General features: G+C 36.3%; 12 protein-coding genes. 3 read left to right on the forward strand and 9 right to left on the reverse strand.

Features of this window, described 5'->3' with window-relative positions; translation table 11 throughout:
• Positions 1–26 precede the first annotated feature (26 nt).
• From NQ163_RS15575 to NQ163_RS15605, 7 genes are all read right to left on the reverse strand, one after another.
• Positions 27–1,583, reverse strand: a complete 1,557-nt coding sequence (locus tag NQ163_RS15575; protein WP_268191249.1) for a sugar porter family MFS transporter — start codon at positions 1,581–1,583, stop codon at positions 27–29.
• A gap of 9 nt (positions 1,584–1,592) precedes the next feature.
• A complete protein-coding gene (locus NQ163_RS15580) occupies positions 1,593–2,420 on the reverse strand; it encodes a glycoside hydrolase family 16 protein (protein WP_268191251.1) in 828 nt (275 codons plus the stop codon).
• Between the two features lie 39 nt (positions 2,421–2,459).
• Positions 2,460–3,545 (reverse strand): family 16 glycosylhydrolase, encoded by a 1,086-nt coding sequence (locus NQ163_RS15585; RefSeq protein ID WP_268191252.1) that lies wholly within the window; start codon positions 3,543–3,545, stop codon positions 2,460–2,462.
• Between the two features lie 72 nt (positions 3,546–3,617).
• A complete protein-coding gene (locus tag NQ163_RS15590; protein ID WP_268191254.1) occupies positions 3,618–5,078 on the reverse strand; it encodes a PKD domain-containing protein in 1,461 nt (486 codons plus the stop codon).
• 20 nt (positions 5,079–5,098) lie between these two features.
• Entirely contained in the window at positions 5,099–6,619 is a 1,521-nt protein-coding gene (locus NQ163_RS15595; protein WP_268191255.1) for a RagB/SusD family nutrient uptake outer membrane protein, read from the reverse strand.
• Positions 6,620–6,637: 18 nt separating this feature from the next.
• Complete coding sequence (locus tag NQ163_RS15600; RefSeq protein ID WP_268191256.1) at positions 6,638–9,772, reverse strand: SusC/RagA family TonB-linked outer membrane protein; 3,135 nt, start codon at positions 9,770–9,772, stop codon at positions 6,638–6,640.
• Positions 9,773–10,189: 417 nt separating this feature from the next.
• Positions 10,190–13,102, reverse strand: coding sequence for a ligand-binding sensor domain-containing protein (locus NQ163_RS15605; protein WP_268191257.1), 2,913 nt, complete (start codon positions 13,100–13,102; stop codon positions 10,190–10,192).
• A gap of 291 nt (positions 13,103–13,393) precedes the next feature.
• Here NQ163_RS15605 and NQ163_RS15610 point away from each other — a divergent pair, with 291 nt between their 5' ends.
• From NQ163_RS15610 to NQ163_RS15620, 3 genes are all read left to right on the forward strand, one after another.
• Positions 13,394–16,147: a TonB-dependent receptor gene (locus NQ163_RS15610; protein WP_268191259.1), complete on the forward strand. Its 2,754-nt coding sequence runs from the start codon at positions 13,394–13,396 to the stop codon at positions 16,145–16,147.
• Positions 16,148–16,424: 277 nt separating this feature from the next.
• A complete protein-coding gene (locus NQ163_RS15615; protein ID WP_268191261.1) occupies positions 16,425–17,915 on the forward strand; it encodes a sensor histidine kinase in 1,491 nt (496 codons plus the stop codon).
• A 162-nt stretch (positions 17,916–18,077) separates the two neighbouring features.
• Positions 18,078–18,788: a response regulator transcription factor gene (locus tag NQ163_RS15620; RefSeq protein WP_268191262.1), complete on the forward strand. Its 711-nt coding sequence runs from the start codon at positions 18,078–18,080 to the stop codon at positions 18,786–18,788.
• Between the two features lie 74 nt (positions 18,789–18,862).
• Here NQ163_RS15620 and NQ163_RS15625 read toward each other — a convergent pair whose 3' ends face one another.
• Both NQ163_RS15625 and NQ163_RS15630 read right to left on the reverse strand, forming a co-directional pair.
• Positions 18,863–21,439 carry a beta-mannosidase gene (locus NQ163_RS15625; protein ID WP_268191263.1) on the reverse strand — a complete coding sequence of 859 codons (2,577 nt, stop codon included), beginning with the start codon at positions 21,437–21,439 and terminating at the stop codon, positions 18,863–18,865.
• Positions 21,440–22,218: 779 nt separating this feature from the next.
• Positions 22,219–23,599, reverse strand: a 1,381-nt coding sequence (locus NQ163_RS15630) for an RHS repeat domain-containing protein (protein WP_268191264.1), incomplete at its 5' end; no start/stop codon positions are given.

Below are 23,599 nucleotides of genomic sequence, written 5' to 3' on the forward strand. Positions count from 1 at the left end.
TTATCCTTAATGGATACAATCTGTTCCTATTCTTTAACCAGAATTACTTCCAGTTCTTCAAGAGATTTTCCCTTGGTTTCGGGTAGCATTACAATGACAAATACAAGTCCTAATGCTCCGAATATTCCGTATATTAAAAAGGTAGTTGCATTTCCCAGGTTCATTTGCTCCCAAGGGAATGCCAACTGTACAATGAAACTTATTCCCGAATTGATTAAGCCAACAAATGATATGGCCAAACCTCTCACCCGATTTGGAAAAAGTTCTGAAAACAGGACCCACATCACAGGTCCGATAGAAATTGCAAAAGAGGCAACAAAGCCAATAATTCCAGCCAATACCAACCAGGGGTTAATGCTGATTGCTTTTCCGATAAATTCCGATTGATGTTCTTTAAAAGTTTGTTCTCCAACACTTGCTAACAGTGCATTGTTGAATTCAATATCGCTTTGGAAAACAACATTCTCAATTTCATTTAATTTGGAAGGCTCAATAAAACCTGAGCATTCCGATATACTCTTTTCGCTTAACTGGTAGGTAGCATTTCCAAAACTCGCAGATAACACAAACATCGAAACAACAATACCAAACAAACCAAAAACCAGGAGTGGTTTTCTTCCTACCCTATCGATCAACCAAATTGCAAAAAGAGTAAATACAAGATTGGTTAAGCCTACTAAAATTGCTTGTGAGAATGAAGCATCGGTTCCGATACCTGTTTGTTCAAATATCATTGGTGCATAAAAAAACACCGAATTGATTCCTGTTATTTGCTGGGTAATGGCAATCACAATGCCAATTAACAACACCAACTTTAAGGATGGTTTAAATAACTCCTTTACGGAAATTCGTTCCTTATTCTTTGATGAATTGATGCTTCGTGCAATATTTACCAACTGTTCTTTCGCCTCTTCTTCTCCTACAGCCTTATTCATTACCTCAAAAGCTTCATCATCCAAGCCGTTCATGGCCAACCAACGCGGACTCCTTGGCACAAAAAACAGTAAGAAAAAATAGAGCAATGCAGGCAAAGCTTCCAATCCCAGCATCCATCTCCAGTTGTATGCGTCGAACTGCAGCAAGGTAGCCCAATCGGCATTCGATTTTCCCAATTGTAAAATCAGGTAATTGGTAAAAAAGGCAACTGAAATTCCCAGTACAATATTCAGTTGATTAAAGGACACCATAGTACCCCTAAGTCTTGGAGGGGCGATTTCGGCAATATACATTGGAGCTATGATCAGCGATGCGCCAACACCGATTCCTCCAATCATTCTTGCCAAAACCAACATTATAAAATTAGGGGCTATGGCTGATCCTAAAGCTGAAATAAAATATAATGCTGCCGCACATTTTAAGACTGTTCGTCTTCCAAACCTATCACTAACAGGGCCAGCTAACATCATGGCCAAAGTTGCAGTAAGAGTCAAACAGCTCACAGCCCAACCCAATTGAATTTTACTAAGGTCGAACTGTGGTTCAATAAATTTTACAACGCCCGAAATTACCGACGCATCAAATCCCATTAGAAATCCTCCCAATGCAACAATTAAAGAAACAGCAGCACTATATCTTAAATTCATATTTTTCTTTTATTTCTTTTGATAAACTCTAACAAAGTCCACTTCCATTGTTTGTGGAAAAGCTTCCTTGTCGATTCCTTTAATACTTCCCCATGCACCACCGACTGCAACATTTAAGATCAGGTAAAATGGTTTTGTGTAAGGCCATTTCGATTCTCCAAGGCCTTCATTTTTGTACTCGAAATACAGCTGATCATCTACATAACATTTCATGATATCTTCTGACCATTCCAATATGTAGGAGTGAAATTTTTCGGTGGCATCAGCAATTTTAATGGTTGCAGTTTGCTGTGTACCTTTTTGCCACTGGTAATCTTTTGAGTGTGCAGAAGCATGAATCACTCCTGCCTCATGACCAACATGTTCCATGATGTCAATTTCACCTATGTTTGGCCAATCTCCATCTTCGAATGACCAATCTCCGGGCATCATCCAAATGGCGGGCCAGGTACCTCTCCCATCGGGAAGTTTAGCTCGCACCTCAATTCTACCATGCAACCAGTCCGATTTTGAATTCAACCTTGCAGAGCTATATTCTCTTCCTTCTATACTTTCTTTACATGCAGTAATATGAAGGACTCCATTCCCGACCCATGCATTTTCTTTTTTAGCATGTGTATAATGCTGCAATTCGTTATTACCCCATCCCTGGATGTTTCCTTCTGTATCGTATACCCATTTTGTTGAGTCGGGTAAACCGGTATAATCGAATTCATCAGACCATACCAATTGATATTCTACTTCTGCTTCCTGGCTTTGTTTTTTTGACTTATTGAAGTTACAAGCGGACACAAGAAAGGCGATGCCTATAAACAGACTTAATTTTTTAACCAGCATATTTTTCACTTTTACAGCGATTAACATTCCAATAATTTTCTATTGGTAGACTCTAACGTAGTCGATCTCCATTGTTTGTGGAAAAATAGAGTTATCGATTCCCTGGGCACCTCCCCAGGTTCCTCCAACTGCAATGTTCAAGATGAAAAAATGAGCTTTATTAAATGGCCAATTCTCAGCAGTTTTATTGGAAGGAGAATAGGTATGAGTAATATTGCTTTCGGTATCCACATAAAACTGGATTTTATTTTCATCCCAAATCATGCCATAAATATGAAATTCTTCTTCGGCTGTTTCCAAGCTTGCCGAACTTCCATTGCCATTCCCTGCATGCTCTGCCGGAGTGTGCACTGTTGCATGAATTGTGTTTGGTTCATATCCTACATATTCCATGATATCAATTTCACCACAAGCTGGCCATCCCACCTGATTCAGGTTAGTACCAAGCATCCAAATTGCCGGCCAAATCCCTCTACCTGAAGGAAGTTTTGCGCGAATTTCCATTCTTCCATAGGTAAACTCTTGTTTTCCCCATGTGATCATCCTGGTTGAAGTATATGATCCTGCCACCATTTTGTCATTTACCTTACGGGCAGTAATCATTAGTTTTCCATCCTCGACATGAGCATTATCACCATTGGTATAATTCTGGAGTTCCTGATTTCCCCAACCACCATCACCGGTTTCAAATGTCCAATTGTCAGCATTAATTGTAGTTCCATTAAACTCATCAGACCACACCAAGTCTTCCCCTTGCACATAGTCAGGATCATCATTTGCAATGCTAACAGTCCTGGTCACAGTTTTTGTATCACTTAAACTGTTCATTTTGCCCCAAACTGTTAAGGTAATTTCATATGTTCCTTTTTCAGGATAATGAATGCTTCGAACCGATGTTTTATCAGTTTCTTTTGAGCTGGAATTCCCATTACCGTAATTCCACTGCAGGTATAAATAGTCTCCTTCAGAGGTATTTGTAAGGTTTACCAGGTTTGGATTGTCCTGATCAATCTCAAGTTCAAATCCTGCTGTATATTCCTCACCTTCATCACCACCACTACTTGAACAGGATGCAAATCCAACAAATAATAAAATGGCTAACACACAATAATTTAAATTATTCATATATCACTCTAATCAAATTTCACGAATAGTTAAAAGTACCGGGGCTAAATGCCCCGGATAAAAAAGATCTTCTTAATCTAATAACATGAAATCATCGATGTAAAAAATACCTGAATTACAATGTCCTTCTGCTCCAAGCTGAATGATAATCTGATCGAAATCTGTTCTGTCAGAAACATCACTAAAATCAAATGTTAATTCAACCCATTTTCCCAATTGATCTTCGGTAAAAACATAACCTCTAACTTGTTGAGTTTCCCATGCACTTCCACCTTTTTTACTATCCTGAAGTTTGACATCAATCTGAGGCTTAAGATTATGCTCTGACAACCAAGGAGTCCCTGGGTCACATTCTGTTACATAATCATTAAAACTCGGAATAAAAACCTTCATTGTGAAAACATTTCTTGAAGTAAGGTCTATTCTGTAGTCCAACACAGTTTTCACATTGGTCCACTCAAATCCATCTTTTGTATATCGGGCAATATTTTCTGAAGTATTAGGATCAAGAGGTGCAAAATTTGTTATCGTTTCAAATGCAACTATGTCATCCAGATTCCAAACCACATTACCATTACCTTCAAAATCATCCATGATATCATTCTCTTGAAGAGGTTTTTCAACAACAGGAACTTCGTAACCTTTCACAATTAAATTGTTGTACCATCTGTTACCATCTCCTCCGATACAACTCAATTGTAATGTATTTTCAGTTATGCCTTCAATTCGGAATTCATTGTTGGTAGCGCCATAGTCAAAACCGAAGAAACTAGGCTTATCTGATGTTAACACAAGGTAGTTAGCACCTTCACGTTCAACAACCGCCCAAGTAGCATTTCCTGGTGTAAAATCCACTTTACAATCAACACCATCAACTTCAACAGGGTTAGAGTAATTAGGGTTAGTCTTCTGATAATCCTTCACGTATGAATCACCATTATTATGATATTCAAATACGAATTCAACCATTTTAAAAGTAAATTCATCATCATATGAACCTGAACCTGTTTTTTGCAATGGACTTGCTGCCCACCATTCCGGCCAGTTTCCACCTGCTGGGCCAATTCCATAATGACCTGATCCAAGACTATCCACAACCCAGGTTTTACCTTCAAGAACAGACGAACCACCTGTTAACATATTTAAAAGAGGGCTATCCAAAAAGGCATAATCTGTTTCGGTTTGAACAATTTGATCTGATTTAGAAGCTGTTTCACCACTATTTACAGTAATTGTTAAAGTAACATCGTAAGTATCGGGTGTTGGATAATATGCCACTACTTCATTACCCGTCGCAACAGTTCCATTACCAAGATCCCATTTCACGATATGTATTCCTTCAACAGTTGTATTGTTAGTTAACACAAAATGAAATTCATCATCTCCAGGAACTATCGTAAAACTTACATCTTCAGCTGTAGGAACTGTTCCAATATTTAAGTCAGACTTATCGAATTCATTCGGATCGCAGGCAACCAACATCATCAAGATTGCCAGTGCAAATCCAAATCCTGATTTTATAATATTTTTCATGATTTTAACTTTAAATGTGATTAGTAACCTGGATTTTGTACCAATTTGTATTCTCCATATGTTCTGTCAATCTCCGATTGAGGGATTGGGAAGTATTTTCTTGTTTCATCCCAGGTTCTTACTGAAGAAAACTCAGGTATGCTTTCAGTTAACAGAGCAGTATCACCCCAACGTACCAAATCCCAGTAACGCATACCTTCTCCGAAGAATTCTCTTCTTCGCTCCAGCTTAATATTTTCAGCTGTTGCAGGAATAGACGCAACACCAGCTCTTGTTCTAACAGCATCAAGGCAAGTTTCGGCAGTTAAACCAGTAGTAGCTGCCTGACCATGTACTACGATCAGTTCCGCTGCATTTAATAAAGCCTCGGCATAACGGAAAATTCGAACATTGTTTTCATAGTTCAAGTCTCCTGTATAAGGAGCATCGTTATAATCTTTTCGAGCAGCATATTTTGCCATAAAGTAACCAGTATTCTGGAAACGTGCAGTGTATGTTCCATCTTCGAACTGATTCACCGATGCAGCCAATCTTGCATCACCTGCTTCATAAATGTCAACTATTTCAGTACGAACAGGTCCAAATCCCCATCCACCTTGATATTCAGTACTTCCGCTCAGCAAATCGGTACCTGTTAATTCATTTGGAGAAATAAAAGTAGGCATGTTGGTTCCGTATCCTGTCCATGCTGCACCCCAGTCTTTTCCTTCAGGTAAGTGATTGGCTTCAAAAATGGAACCTGAACCGAATTCACCAGCTCTGTCCCAAATTGATGCATAGTCAGCCAATTCGAATTCATTGCTATTATAAATTTCTTCCATATCAGCAAGAACCTCAGCATATTTGCTTTGATCTTTTTGATACAATACAATTCTCGCTTTCAACATCATTGCTGCTGCTTTGCTCGCACGACCATCGTTTACTGCCGTTGTTTGCAAGGGTAGTTTATCGCCCTCAATTGCAAAATTTACATCTTCAATCAATTCAGCATAAACCTGATCAGCAGTAAGCTGAGGAGCAAAATAAGGAGCTTCCAATTCTTCTTCGAAATATGGAATGTTACCCCAGAATTTCCACAACCAATGTACATAGTATGCTCTTAAGAAATGAGCTTCTGCCTTATATTGATTCAGTTTATCTTCATCAACACCAATAGCATTTTCGCAAGCTAAGATTACTCCATTACAACGGCTAATTCCTGAATAATAGATGTTCCAAAGTCCGTTTGGTGCTAAATCACCATTCAAATTGTACTGAGACAAATTGTAAAGAACTTGCTGGTCACCAGCTGAACCACCACCTTTATAGATATCATCAGACAATAGGTCTGACATCAATGGTACACTGTTAAATTGAAAATCAGCATAACTATCAAATAGTAAAATCTGATAAGCAGAACCAAGATTCGATAAAATCGCACCTTCTGTTGCATCACCTCCTGCTTCTTGGGAAGAAGTAGGCTCCACTGTTAAAAATTCATCGCTACAGGCTGTAAAACCTATTAAAACAGCAAGGAATAATGTTTTTATATATTTATTCATAATGTTTTCGTTTTTGACTTAGAAAGTAATATTTGCTCCAAATGTAATTGTGCGTGATTGTGGGTAAACACCTTTATCAACACCAATTGTGGTATAACCTCCAGAAGCAACTTCCGGCTCAAATCCTTCGTAATCAGTTAATGTAAACAGGTTTTCAGCTGCTACATACAGTCTGAATCTGTTGATGATTTTTTTGCTGATAATTGAAGAAGGAATCGTATATCCTAACTGAATCGATTTCAATCTAATGTATGATCCATCCTTCACATACAAGTCAGAAGAACGTGCATTACCATTTGGATCTTCAGATGTTAATCTTGGAATTGAATTAGAAGTACCTTCTCCTCTCCAACGATCTAAAATCCATGCTGGACGGTTCATACTTGGAATATCTGCTCTTTGAGAGAAATCATAAATATCATTTCCATAACTTCCTTGCAAGAAAGCATTAAAATCAAAGTTTTTCCAGTCCGCAGAGATATTCAAACCAAATGTCCAGTCTGCCATCCCTTTACCAATTTTGGTTCTGTCATCATCATTGATAATTCCATCATTGTTGTAGTCAACAAATCTTACATCACCAGGCATAGCCGATTCACCATAAGTGTTATTGTATTGAGCTGCTTCAGCTTCATTTTGAATCAAGCCATTTGTTTTAAACCCATAGAAGAATGGGAAAACTTCACCATTTTGACCTTTTACGTAACTACCAATTCCAGAAGTACCATTACTTTCATAAATTGCTTCTCCTGAATCGTTACCCATATCGATCAACTCATTCTTAATATAGGAAGCTTGTGCACTTACTGAGTAGTTAAAATCACCGATGTTATCTTTCCAGGTAATTTCAAACTCAATCCCTTTGTTTTCCATATCCCCTGCATTGGCGATAGGAGCTCCTTTTCCAACATATCCAGGAATAGGCTGTGCAATCAACATTCCTTCAGTATCTTTCTTGAAATAGTCGAAACCAATTGTTAAAGCATGGTTTAGTAATCTCAAATCAAAACCAACATCAATTTGCTCCGATTCCTCCCATTTCACATCAGGGTTTGCAATTCTTGATGCATTCGAACCATACTGCATAGTTGAATAATCACCAGAACCAAAGTAATAGTTAGTTCCACCATCCATCAAACTTGTGTATGAGAATGCATCAATATTTTCATTACCATTTCTACCCCAGCTGGCACGAACTTTCAAATAATCCAACCACTCTGGCATTCCGTCCATAAACGATTCGTTGGTAACATTCCAACCCACAGAGAATGATGGGAAGGTTGCCCACTTGTTGTTCGGACCAAAGTTTGATGAACCATCGCGACGAACTGTTGCCTGGAACATGTATTTTTCATCGAAGTTATAATCGATACGTCCGAAGTAGGATGCTAATGTTTTAGAAGTATATCCTCCTGTACCACCAGAAACCATAGAGTCATCTTCATCTGCAATAGCGTAATCGATTACTGCCTTTGATGGATTCTCTTCTAATAAATCATAATCTGTACCTGATAAATTTCTGTAGGTATATTCTTTAGAAGACTGACCTAATAATGCAGAGAAATTATGCTTCTCATTAATTGTCTTTGTGTAATGTAATGTATTTTCGATCTGCCAGTTATAACCTCTGTTCATACTTGACCAAACTGAAGAGCGACTGAAGTTTTTACCTTGTGATGTTAGATAGTAAGGAAATCTATATCCATCTGTTCCCCAGAAAGCAAGATCAATACCATAACTGGATTTGAATTTTAAATCCTGAATAATTTCCAATTCGGCCCAAAGTGTAGCAACAATCTTATCTGAGTTGTCTTCTGCATTATCCGGAGCATTCAACATTGCCACAGGGTTAGCAATTTCCTGGAAACCTGAAGGAGGCAAAGAAAACACACGTCCATCTTTATCTTTTACAGCTGTAGGTTGAGAAGCTAAAACTGCATCTGGATCCGCAGCATAAACAGAAACACTTGGATCGAAGGCCAAAGCACTACCCAAAACAGAACCAAACTCTGAGTTGGTTTCGATACCTTTTGATTTAATTCTGGTATAACCAGCATTAATACCAACTTTTAAGTTTTTAAACCACTGGCGCTCTTCTTTTAATACATCGTAAGTATTGTTTAAACGAAGGCTGTAACGCTCGAAGTTTGATTTGTTAAAATTACCTCCAACAATACCTTCCTGATTGAAATAACCAAATGATACAAAATAGTTTGATCTGTCATTTCCACCACTAATGCTTACCTGGTGATTTTGAACAGGTGCATCATAGTTGAATGTTTCATCCTGCCAATCGGTTCCAGTTCCTGCATTTGCAATTTGATCAGATGAATAGATTGCACTATTTCCATCGTTCAATTGCATTTCATTCATAATTACCATGTACTCTTCAGCATTTAAAACAGCTTTTTTAGTCCATGGGTTCTGAAATCCATATGAAAAGTCGTAGCTAATTGTTGCTTTCCCCTGAGAACCTGATTTGGTTGTCACAAGAATAACACCATTTGCACCTCTGGCACCATAAATTGCAGAAGATGCAGCATCTTTTAACACCTCAACAGATTCAATATCGGAAGGGTTCAAGTAATTAATACCACCATCAACAGCCATTCCATCTACAATATATAAAGGGTCACTGTTATTGATTGTACCAATACCACGAATTCTAACCTTTGAATCGGCTCCTGGCTGACCTGAACTTTGAGTAATCTGTACACCAGAAACTCTCCCTTTCAGCACATTTTCGATACGTGAAGGGGTCGATTTTTCAAGATCTTCAGCATCAACACTACTAATCGAAGCAGTTACAACACTTTTCTTCTGAACACCATAACCAACAACAACAACTTCATCCAAACCTGTTGTTTCGGTGTCCAAAATCACGTTAATTTCAGTTTTATCACCTACAAGTATTTCCTGCGAGGTAAAACCAATAAGAGAAAATACCAATACATCTTCACCAGATGCTTCAAGGCTAAACTTACCATCAAAATCTGTAGAAGTACCTATTGTAGTACCTTTAATAACAACCGATGCAAATGGTAAAGGTGTACCATCCTCGGCCGAAGTAACTAAACCTGTTATAGCTTGTTTTTGTGCAAAAGATTGCAAACAAAAGAAAGCCATAACTAAAAACAAGACTGTTTTTTTCATAAATTCGTTCGTTAAGATTAGAAAAAAATTAGTTTACTCATTTGGGTTATACCGATTAGTATTTAAGTAAATTCACAACTGCACTCTGTTTGTTATATATTTTTTAAATATCCATCGGCATTATACCATCGTAATTTTGACATTAAAACGGCATAATATTTATTCACCTAAATCGTTTGCAATATCTTCCAATGCTAACTCAATGTCAAAAAAACAGCTACATCACGAACTCATCATTACGATAAAACCAATACATCATTACTACATCATTACACTTTTTCGAAGCCTTAACTCACTGATTTACCTACACTTGACAAACTCAACATTTCTTAAAAATTGCACATCCCTCATACATCAAAAAACAAAAAGGGCAAATCCACCAAGTAGACCTGCCCTTTTCTCTTAAAATTGATATTTTTACACGTTCAGTAAGAAATCGATTAGATTTTCATCTCTTGAGAGATCAAATTTTTTCCGAAGTCTGTATCGACTAATTTCAACCCCTCGCACTGAAATATTCATCAGAGGTGCAATTTCCTTAGTAGATAAATTCATTCTTAGATAAGCACACATTCTTAGATCTTTTGGGGTGAGTTGAGAATATGCACTTCTTAGCCTTCTTAAGAAGTTTTCATGCACTTGATCGAAATGTAATTCGAACTGTTCCCAATCCTGATCACTATTAAACTCTGAATCCAGAGTTTTCATTAATTGTCGAACTTGTACAAGAGCTGTTGGATCCTTTATCTTCTTTAATGCTTTTTTCAGCTCTCCAACAGCATAGGAAAGAACCTCGTTCTTATGAATAATATTCATAGTAGAACTTGCCAACTCTCGAGTCTTAAAGTCAACTTCACTCCTTAATTTTTCATTTCTTAGTTGTACAATCTCTCTCTCTGCGATAAGTGCTTCTTCTCTAAACTTTTGCTCTTTGGCCTTTAACTCCTCTTGCTGTTGCTTCTCTAACCTTTCATGCATTCTTCTTATGCGCAATCGCACTAACAACACAATGCCCCATAAAATGGCTATACTAACCAAGAGATAAATAAAATAGGCCAATTTTGAACGATACCAAGGTGGTAAAATTGTAAATTTAAACTCATCGGGAACCGATTGCACTCCATATTGGTTTTGTGCAAGTACACGAAAAACATAGTCTCCTTCAGGCAAGTTTGTATACTCCTTACTTGTGTTGGTTTCCCAGTTAGAGGTATCTTGTTCGAAGCCTTGTAATTGATACTTATAATTGACCAACTGCATTTGACTCGACTGCGGAGCACTATATTGAAAACCAATTGCATTATTCCTAAACTTAAGAATCACGGGCATCTCCTCATCCTCCTTTTTAAACCCAGAGTAAATAACTGAATCTTGCAAGCTTGTCTTATCTGCTACCTTCACTTCTCTAATTAAAGTATGGAAAGTATTCTCATACCTTTTTCGCATTTCCGGATTATAATGAACAAATCCATCCTCAGTAGCAATTAATACATTTGACCTGTCTATTTCATAAACATTCTCAAAAGCCCCTATAAAAGAACCTCGAATCGAAGAAAAAGCCATTTCATGTTTCTCATAAGAGTTATCTACTTGCAATTTCAATACTCCTAACTTTTCATCCTGAAAATACCAGATATCACCATTTGATTGCTCAAAAAGTTTTGTAAGCTCCTTTTCCTTTCCAAATAGATTATTTAATGATTGGTAAGCTTCAAACCTATTGATCTCAGGAACATACTCATAAAAGCCCTTATTGGTTGTGAAAACCTCTTTATCACGAATTTTATGAATTCCTATGCTTAAATCAGAAGGAAGCCCATCTTCCTTTCCATACAGTTTAAAATTAATACATGAATCCAATGCATTGTTTAAAACGATTCGATACAATCCTTTATAACCATGACTCATCCATATGCTGTTATCATCATTCCAAATCATTTCTCTGGATGATTCCTGAAAACCGCCGATTTTTTGTTTAAACCTCCACTTCCCCTTTTCCGATTCCCTTTCGAAAAGAATCAAACCAGAATAAGTTCCTCCTATCATTTGATTTGGGAATTCACTTTTATATAAATATTTCCATCCTCCTTCAACATCACAAATCAGTTCACCTTTATCCTGATTGATCCTAAAAGTACCTTTAGTGTGTCCGCATATGAGCTCATCACCTATTACTTGCAAGCTCCAAACCTGACCAGAAGTTTTTTCAACAAGCCTAAACTTTTCGTTCAAGTTTAAATCCATATCTAAAAAATCGTACTTACGGGCAAACAAGCCCATATTTGTTCCCAGGTACAAATATCCCCTAAAATAAATTGAGGAATATCCTGTTCCAATATCTCTTACCCTGGGAAAAGTGGTTACTGGCGAACTAATTTCAAGGTGATTAATTCCATTGTCTAAACCTAGCCAAAGATTCTGTTCCGAATCCTGAAATAAACTAAGTATGGTATTATTAAGCAGACCTAAATCTGTATTAACATGTTGGATAATTTGCCCCCTTTTGTTGAGAATATACAGACCATTTCTAACCGTTCCAAAAACAAAATGATCATCTCTTAGTGCTAAACCTGAGTAGATTTGCTCTTTAACAAATGACTTGTTTGCATCAAGATTCCATGATTCAATTTCTCTTCCATTATATATAAATAAACCATTCAGGGCAGTTGCAATAAGAAGTTCATCCTCGGAGTAAGGCAGTACACTAACAATTTCTATATCTTTAAACTTTTCACCGCCTGCCACCAACTGAAAGTCTTGTCCATTCAATTTACAGAGCCCCTTTCCTAGAATCTGTACATAAAACGAATCATCTATAACAAAACTCTTACGAAAAATCATTCTGTCACCAATAATGGACAATTTATGATCCTTATAGAAAATAACTTTTTCAAAGGTGTGAAATACAATTCCATTCCTGAAGTGATAAATTTGCCACACTTCTTCGAAATCTCTTTCCGCCTCGGAAAGCAGATTTACCAAAGACCTATAAACCAACTTGCCTTTTGAATCGGGTTCCAAATATCCAAATTCATTGTATGCTCCAACATAAACCCTATCCGACTTGTCGATTGCCAAAGCACGCACTACCGATCTATTAGGCATTTCTATTAATCGCCAGTTGGTTCCGTCGAATTCCAGCACTCCTTCATTATTGGCAAAATACATCAATCCTTTAGAAGATTGTGTAATGTCCCAATTTTGAGTTCCTCCATGATATTCACTTCTTGGAAAATTCTTAATAAAGGGAACTCCTTTGTTTTTTACCTTGGCGAAACAAGAAAAATTTATAAGCAGAAATAGGAGTAGTATTGTAGTTGATTTATTCAAAGTAATGGCGATTTTGTTTATTGAAATATATAATGATTCATAAAAATATGCAAAGTTGTTTTAGATACTACAAAACATCAAGAATAATTTTCCTGTCTAAAAGAGAGATGTACAATTAACAACTCTTAACATCAAAAACACCAGCTCAAACACACAAATCACTACACACCTATCACTTACAATCAATAAGCGATTTCTCATATTAACCTTATTTAACCTTGATTCACCTTAAATCATCTAATAATACATGAATGTGAACTTTCTTTGAATTGAATTTTTAAACAAAGACTAATGTACAGAATTTCACTATCTATATTTTTCATCCTTACCGGATTATCCTTATTTGCTCAGAAAAGTTATACATTAACTGGTAAAGTATTAGACTCGCAAGAAGAAGCTTCTTTACCTGGTGCAAGCATTCTACTAATTAATAAATCGGATACCATTCAAAAAAAAGGTACCATAACCAACGAATTAGGCAATTTCAATATAAAAGTAAAACCAGGACAATATGATTTTCGAGTTTCTTTTATCGGCTATAAGGAGATTAAAAAATCAATCTCCGTAGATAAATCATCCATTGACCTGGGTCAGTTTAAATTGATTGAAAACTCTGAATTTCTTCAGGAAATAAACATTACAGAGACCTTACCGCCAACAAAAATCAAAGGCGATACCACTGTATTTAATCCAGATGCATTCAAAGTAAATCCAGATGCTACTGCAGGGGAACTCTTGGCCAAAATGCCTGGCTTTTATGAAATGGATGGTAAACTGGTTGTAGAAGGACAAGAAGTTGCTGAAGTATTAGTGGATGGGAAAAAGTTTTTTGGGAATAATATGAATCAAGCTTTGGCAACTATTCCAAACGATGTAATTAAAAACATTGAAGTTTATGAATACAAAAGCGATGAAGAAAAATTTACCGGACTAAAAAGAAATGAAGAAGATAAAAAAACCCTAAACATTGTTACCAATAAGAAAAACAAAAGACTTGTTTTTGGTGATGTGGCTGCAGGATTTGGGAAAGATAACAGGTATGGTTTCAATGGAAACCTTAACAGTTTTTCAGATAACAATAGCATTACGCTTACAGCAAAATCGAGAGATGTAAATGCCCCGCTAAAATTAAGCAATAGAAATTTTGGAAATAGAAGTATTGATGGAAATGACATTCAGGATGACTCTTTTGGAATCAACTTTGTAAATTCGAAAAACGAAAATGACATTGAATTTAGCTACGAATATGGCAATCAAGAATATGAAAACAAGAGCAATAGTGTAAGAACTTATACATCTGATGCACTAGCTGGTCAGGTACAAAATTCGACAAACCATTCGACCAACGACAACAATGATCACCGTATTAATCTGAGAGTATCATTAAACTCCAACCCGAAAAACAGGTTAATGCTGAATACCAATATTTCCACAACTGATGGTGAATCAAATTCCAACTCCATTTCTGATACCAAGTTAAATGGTAACCCTTTAAATTCGAATAATAACCTGAACTCATCCGAAAATAAAAACTACAACCTATATCAAACTGTAAATTATTCAAAAAGTCTGGGTAAAAAAGGTCGTTCCTTGAACTTAAATGCTGGATTTAATTACTCCAACAACGAGTCGGAGGGAAAACAATTGTCTGAGACTTTTAATGAAAACAATGAAGTAAGTCAAAGTATTAATCGAATTTCAGACTCTAAAAGGAAAAACTCAGGTGTTGATGCAGGAATATCATTTAGCGAACCTATGGGTGAAAAAGGATTTGCCAGTTTAGGATATCGCTTCAATTATAACGAACAAAAATCAGATAAATACGGATATAACTTTAATGAAAGTGAAAACTCATATAGTGATTTGGATGAACTAACCACAAATAATTTTGAAAACACAACTTTCAGAAATGCAGGACGATTTTCTTATCACCTTAATGGCAAAACTCATGGCTTTAGCTTAGGTGCCGATTTTGAAATGACAAGTCTAAAAAATGAGGAATCATTTCCCACTCAGACAAAGTTTAACAAGGATTTCTTTTCATTTAAACCATACATTAGGTATTCGCTCAATTTGAAGAACCAAAAAAGAATTAACCTTAATTACATGTCGCGAACAACAACTCCAAATATTCGCGATTTGCAGGAAATTGTTGACCTTTCAAATCCATTAAACATTACAACTGGTAATTCAAAATTGGAACAATCTAAATCTCATACTTTAATGGCACTTTATTCATCATCAAACATGAAAAAAGGAAGTCATTTGTCGATTCATACTATGGCAACAACAACAAATAATACTGTTGGAAGAAGAACAATTGTTGCTGCTAAGGATACAACCATTAACGGATTGTACTTTCTGCCTGCAGGAGGACAATTTTCAGAACCTGTAAATCTTGATGGTCAATATTCTATAGGAACAAGTATTTCGTATAGCTTTCCTCTTAAGAAGTTAAAGTCTAAACTGAACATCAACACAAGAGGTCGGTTTTCTCACAACCCTACTTTTGTTAATGATAAAAAAGCATATACCAATTCGTGGAACTTGAATCATGGAATGACACTTAGTTCAAACATTAGTGAAAAAATAGACTTTACATTTACCAGTTCAAGCAACTATCAGAAATCCAATAACACATCCAAGTCTGGTTCAGAGTATTTATCGCAAACTACCTCATTAAGCATGTATTGGAATTTCTTAAAGGATTTGGTATTTCGAACAAATGCAAGTAACAATTATCAAAATAACTTTTCTACCAATAGTGTAGATAACTTTTGGCACTTAAACCTTGGTTTATCTACCAAAATATTAAAAAACAAACGTGGAGAATTATCATTCACAGCTTATGATATTTTGAGTAAAGATGATCAAAGGTCTCACTTTGTTTCAGACTTATATTCTGTAGATTACTACTCAAACAAGTTGAACAAGTTCTATATCCTTACTTTCAGTTATAAATTAAGAGATGGCAAAGGAAAAGGAAGAAAGCAACGAGGAGGCCATGGTATGTATCCAACCTATGGCAATTACATGATGATGTAATGCCATAAACATTAAAGAACAAAATTATTTTCTTTTAATTTTTCATAGTCAATCTAAGCAGGTCATTCTTTGAGAATGGCCTACTTTTTTTTTAGAAAAATACTTTTAAGATATATGATTCACCCTGATTTTAAACCCTTATATGGATGTCAACAGCTCCTTTTTGTCTTAATTTATTGATAATTGTTCATTAAATGCTGTTTAGCGCTGACTGTAATTTGGTTAATTAAGGTTAACAATTCGAACATTTACTACTGAAAGCCAGTATATTTGTTTCATGTCTAGAAACCGATTAAATCGAAAGAAAATTAAAATCATTTCACCAATGGTTTTAAGTATGTTTTTATTGGTCACTTTTGTGGGGTACTGGTTGCATTCTCAATACAATAATGAAAAGAAAAACCTGCAAGTAGAATTATCCAGACTTTATCATGTATCCATAAACGATGGAGAATTTATCCTCTTTTATCGAAATGTGATAAAACCTGCTATAAATCATCAGGACACCATAAATTTCGAAAGCTTAAAAATAGGGTCACCAAAAACCAGTTCAGACTTTAAAAGAGCTTACATCAAAGAGTTAAAAGAATTTATAGATACCAATCAAAACTATACAAATATTTTTAGAGCTATTGAAACTAGTTCATTTATCCCTGATAGTTTAAGAGATGAACGATATTATGACATTTTAAGATTGGGTTATCGTTATCAAATTTACCCTGCCCAAATTCTTTACAATCAAAGGAAAAAATCAAATGATACTACTCAACTATTTTTAAGAAATCTATTCTTAAGAAATGTAGCTATTAATTTTCCAAATATAAAAGCCGGACATGAGGATGAAATTGACAGGGAAAATATTGAATTGATTGAAAAAACCAATCAAGAAGTACTAAGAAGAGGAAAATTAGGCATTATTATATATGCTCGAAGATATGATAAAGCAAGCGTTCTATACTTTGAGCACTATTTCCTGCATCTAATTACAGAAATTCTACCGCAAATTATCTTCGGAATTGTATTAATCAGTCTGTCGGTATTTGCTTTGGTAGTTGCTTATCGTAGTTACCTTAGCCAAGCAAAGCTAAATATGCTTCGTTCCGATTTTGTTAGCAATATTACACATGAATTAAAAATTCCGGTATCCACAGCAAAAGCTGCTATGGAAGCCATTCTGAATTATGGAATCTCCGACGATAAAGAAAAAACAAAGTCCTATCTTAAAATGGTTGCTTCAGAAATGAACCGCCTGGATAGTCTTACTTCAAGAGTATTGGAACACTCAAAGCTCGAGTCTAATCAGCACCTATTAAAGAAGGAAGAAACCAACTTAAATGAGTTTGTCGATCGAATTGTGAAGTCGGTACAACTCTTTTCTGCAAATACGATCAATATCAAATTCAACAAACCCAATGAATTGATAAGCATTCCTATCGACCAGGTATACATTGAAGGGGTAATTCGCAATTTGATAGAAAACAGTAAAAAGTATGGTGGCAATGATGTAAGTATTGTTGTGAATCTTTGGCAAAAAGGTTTACATGTTTACATATCGGTTATCGATAATGGCCCGGGAATTCCAAAAGAATATTTGAATAAGGTTTTCGATCGCTTTTTCAGAGTGCCAACCGGCGATCAACACAATGTAAAAGGATTTGGTTTGGGCTTAAGTTTTGCTGCTTTGGTTATGAAACAACACAATGGATCAATCAGTGCAGATAAGCTTACAGAACAAGGTTGTGAAATAAAATTAGAGTTTCCAGCCTAGACGGTGAACAATTAACAAAGTTAAAAGGTTTGCTGCGCAACTGATAACTGATAACTGATAACTGATAACTGATAACTGATATTTAAGTTTTATTAACAAAATCACCCCCGCTCAATCTTCTCACATTTTCTTATCTTGCAGGGCACTCAAGCTAAGATAATCATGAACAAAACGAAGATACTTTACGTTGAAGACGAACCTAATTTAGGCCAAATCGTTTACGATTCGTTGATCCTAAAAGGATTCGATATCATTTGGGAGACAGATGGAGCACAGGTAATGTCGAAATTTCATGATTTTACTCCTGATATTTGTGTTCTGGATATCATGCTTCCAAATGTTGATGGATATCAATTGTGTGAGCACATCAGATCCAAATTTCCAACACTCCCAATTATTTTTCTTACGGCCAAAACCGAAACTCCGGATCTTGTAAAAGGTTTTGAAGCTGGAGGTACCGATTACATCCGCAAGCCATTTAGCATTGAAGAATTGGCGATTCGAATCGATAACCAATTAAAGTTACATGGCATTGGCGAGAACAAAGAAACAGCAAAGGAGCAAAAAATTGAACATGATGAAATTAAATTAGGGACTTACACCTATTTCCCTAAAAGATATGAATTGATCACACCTTCGAAAACCATTAACCTTTCGAACCGTGAAGGCGAATTGCTAAAAAAACTAACCGAAATGGGAAGTAAGGTTGTGGAACGAAAAGACATTTTAATGCAGGTTTGGGGCGACGATTCATTCTTCAATTCCCGAAACCTGGATGTATACATTAAAAAGCTTCGCAACTACTTTGCCGAAGATGATCATATTGAAATACAAACACTTCGAGGCAGAGGATATTTGTTTTTGGTGAAATAAAATCAGCTGTATAAAATACAAAAGGAGTACTCTTAAAATAGGTACTCCTTCTTTTATAATATACATTTTTACTTCTACTCAAAGGTAGTATCAAGTGTTCTGAGCTGAATCACTTTCTTGATTTCTGCCAGCGATAGTTCCGTTTCCAACTTGATGTTTACAGATTCTCCTGCCAATACATCAAAATAATTATCAGAAAAGAATCCATCTTCATCGCCAAGGGTAAAAAACAGATTTTTGGCCAACACATCCGATGTTAAGGAGATTTCGTAAGCCTCTTCTCCTTTTGTGATCCTAAATTCAACATTTGGTTGAGGCAATTCGAGATCTTTAACCGGATTAAAGTATAGGATATTCCTTTCCAGTACTTCTTTACCCATTTGCACTTCAACCAAAAACAATTCTCTGTTAGGATTTCTATTCTGTAAAAATGATTTAAATTCCTGACTAAAGAAAACTTCACTTGAATTTTTACAAATGGTAATGTCTTTGCTTTCCGACCATTTTTCCTTCCCGTAAAAATCAAGCACTCTCATAACCAATTTGGCTTTGATTTCTTTCAAATGGTCATTTACTACAGCTACCTTAATACTATCATTTTCGAAATAAGGTGAAACCAATAATGGTTCAAAACCTTTTTTCACATAGTACTGCAAGGCTTTCCACTCCTGGTAGTAATCGGTAGAACTCCATGAAGCAACCGGCCAACAATCATTCATCTGCCAGTACAAGCTTCCCATACAATATGGCATGGCTCTTCGGTGACCTTCCAAAGCAAACTTAATTCCTTCGGCTTGCAATACATGATTCACATACAAGAATGATTCAAAATCCTTAGGTTTCTTGTAATCCTTCAACATGTAATATTCAATGGTTTCGTTCCCAATTGATGATCGCTGATGAGACTTCATAACCTCTGAATAGATATCGTAATCCTCAGGTTCAGCATATTTTCTAACCGATTTCATTTCCGGGAAAGATTGAAAACCGTATTCGCTCATAAATCTTGCAATATGTGTAGCATAGGTTTCAAATGGTTCTTTTCCCCACCATACTCCCCAGTAATGATCATCGCCATTTATTAAATCGGGCTTTATGCCTGTTCCTGATGAAGGGCTTGAACTCCAGTAAAATCTTGACGGATCATATGTTTCCACTGCTTTAGGCAATACTTCATGAAAGATATCGGTGTAGGCTTTCCAAACTTTAGCACTTACCTCCTCACCTTGTTCTTTCGCTTGTCTTTTCCACCCCCAGTTGTTCCAGGCAACCAAAATTTCGTTGTTTCCACACCAAAGGGCAATACTTGGATGATTTCTGAGTCGTTTGATGTTATCTCTTGCCTCTAGTCTTACATTGTCTAAAAACTCCTGATCACCCGGATACATGGCACATGCAAACATGAAATCCTGCCAGACCAATATTCCTGCCTCATCACATAAATCGTAAAACAAATCATCTTCGTAATAACCTCCTCCCCAAACACGCAACATGTTCATATTGGATTTTTTGGCAGTAGCAATTGCCTTTTTCAATTGTTCCTTGCTCACTCTCGTTGGGAATATATCGTTCGGAATGTAATTCGCCCCTTTCATAAATACAGGTATTCCATTTACTCTAAAAAAGAAGGAAGTCCCCTTCTCATCCTTTTTCCGCACTACGTCTATAGTTCTAATGCCAATACGGTGACTTGCATCCTCCTTTTTACCATTAATATTTACCTGCGCCTTGATATTATAAAGGATCTGATCACCCAAGCCATTGGGCCACCACAGTTTGGGATTTTTAATGTCAAAATCCAGCTCATAAGTGTGATTTCCCTTTTTCAATTGGACTTCTGAAGTAACCAAGTCCATCCCATCATTCTGAATTTGAATCCCTGCCAGGACTTCCTGCTCTGCTTCCAGTTCAAGAATAGCGGTAAATCTGGCAAGATCTTCATTCACCTCATTTTGTACAATCTGTAAATCCTTAATTCTTGCATTGTCCCATGCCTTAAGGCAGATCGGACGCCAAATACCACTGGAAACCAAGCGTGGCCCCCAATCCCAACCATAATGATAACCGGCTTTACGAGTATAGATACTTACCCTTTTATTTCCTTCCACCTGGCCCAATTCAGCTTGGTCATTCTCCGCTCCGGGATATACAAATCCATTGGCATCATACAAGTTTAAACCTTCATGAATTGGCGACCGAAACTCAATTTTTAGTTTATTTTTCCCGCTTTTCAGATATTTCTTTACATCAACAGTCCACTCCCGAAACATGTTGTCTGCCGAAAGCACCTTCTGATCATTCAGGTAAACATCTGCATAGGTATCTAAACCTTTAAAATCAAGTACAAGTCTATCTTTGTTCAAAAGTTTCTGATCCAGTTTAAATTCCGTTTTGTAGATCCAATCCTTTTTATCGATCCACTGCAAATCATGTTCATTTAAACGATAGAAAGGATCTTCGATCTTACCATTAGCAAGCAAGTCGGTATGAACACAGCCTGGTACTTTAGCAGGCAACCAGTTTACCGAATCCTTTTCAGAAAACTCCCAATTGGAGTTCAACTCTTTCACAATCATTAAGTTTTGATTTTGTGATTTGCAGCCCAAAAGAAATAACAGGACCACAAGCAGCGCAAGACATAGTCGAGACATAAATTTGTTTTTATTGTTTGGCTTTGGCTTTTAGGAATTCATGTGCTAAAATAATCAGAAAAAAGAAACCGATGAATTCTAGTCCAAACAAGTTGACAATTCATCGGTTCTTATGCTCTTTTATATAAACAACACCTTGTTTATCTCTGAATCATTCTCCAAATTCAAAATCAGGACATATGTTTAAACTACCAATGTACCTGAATTACGAGCTTAAGTTTTTTCTAATTTTAGCCGTGTTAAAAGCCTAAAAATAAAATAAGCGATACATTGTACCGCTTGTTCTATTAATATTTTATTCGTTTTTATCCTGAAAGTTAATTCCTTACAAATTGGTTTTTCCATATCAGTTAATTTGATACATTACCAGTATTACCTATTTACACTACAAATGACCAATTAACTTCATCCTTGCTAAATAAACACCATAAATTGAAGATGAAATTGTAACCCATAAATATACACTCGCAATAAAATCCTTTATACTGCTTCTATTATCTATAAATTTATTATATAAAATAACATATCTTTGTCGATAGATTAAATAAAAATAATAAAACACATAACACAGTACGTACAGAATGACAATATCCAATACAGAATCAAAATATAACTGCACATCCCAATAAAAAATTAGAATACTATTTAATGTCAAAAAATTTAATACTAACAAAAAAGACATGGTATGATAAGCCATAAACAAATCATTATGTAGATTCCTTTTTTTATTTGAATGATAATATTTACAAAATATGTAACCTAACATTTCTTTTATATTTTTAAAATGGTGATTTAAATAACATATGATCTTTAACTGGGCTATCAGGTGGATGGTTTGTATAAACACTTATAGCATGTTTTGTTCCAAAATACATTCCAGAAAAAAAGAAACTAATTGGACCTGCAAATCGACTACTTATTCCTGCATAAGATGCTATTTTGCCACCAAAAGAACCTATAACTCCCACCGATGTATCAAGAGTAAATTCAACTCCTCCATAAGTAGAATCTGTTAAATATCTATAATAACCTATACCTGTTCCCAATACGAATGTGAAATTCCCAACAGCTCCTGCAAAACTCCTAACAGAGTTCACAGAATTATACCATGGAGATCCCCTAAATATAGGATATCCTGTTCCATCCACTATTGGTCTAAATCGATGTAACATTCTTGCAAGAGAAAAGGCAGAAGCAGAAGATATATAACTCGTAGGAGTATTTATCATATCAACAAATGCCATTTGTCGGTTATAATCCGCCAAACTAATTCCACTAAAAGCCTGCTCAGCATAAGCCTTAGCCCTTTTCTTTCCAGCCCTGTTTTCATTCAAATTACCTTCAACTTGGTGCATATAATGATTCAACAAAGCAACACTAGCTCCTTGCCCAGCACCACGCCAAAAATCTCCTCCAGATAGTTCTGCTCCCATACCTCCTGATAAAACACCTATAAAGGTGTTATTCCAAGCTGATTTCCCAAAATTAGGATCCATTACCTGAAAACCACTACCAGCTATTGAACCTAAACCTCCACTGGCAAAGCCATTAAAGAAATTATCACCTTGCAATGCACCCAATCCTCCTTGCGCTACACCATGTGCCAATGCACGACCAGTTTCATTTAAAATTTGGGTTCCCAGAGAATTGGTGGATACGCCGTTTACTACAGAGCCTCCCAAACCTCCAAAAATTTCACCAATTCCACCTGTAGCAACACCCGAAACAGCTCCCATTCCGGCAGATTGAAAAAAACCTCCCCAACTCCAATTATCGAAACCTCCTTTACTAAAGGCAATGCTGGCTGTGTAGCTTCCTGCTCCTATTAAAGCTCCTACAGCCAAGGCTGCAAAAAACCACTCTCCATCTTCATCCACCATCATCATGGGGTTGTTGCCCATGGCCATATACGGACTGGCTGCCTGTAAGGCAGGGTCAATGGCAAACCAGCGGCCTACCTCGGGGTCGTAATACCTCGCGTGGTGATCGTACCAATTTACACCTAAACTGTCAATGAACTCTTTGCCTGTATAAAGGTAATTATATTTGTTTTTTGTTGAAAGGGCTGCAATAATTCCTCCATATGGGTAGTAAGCAGTTTCCTGTATTACATTCTCCTCCTCATCTACTACTACACGAGTGTGACCCAAATGGTCTTTT

This window comes from Marinifilum sp. D737, assembly GCF_026672275.1.
Taxonomy (GTDB): Bacteria; Bacteroidota; Bacteroidia; order Bacteroidales; family Marinifilaceae; genus Marinifilum.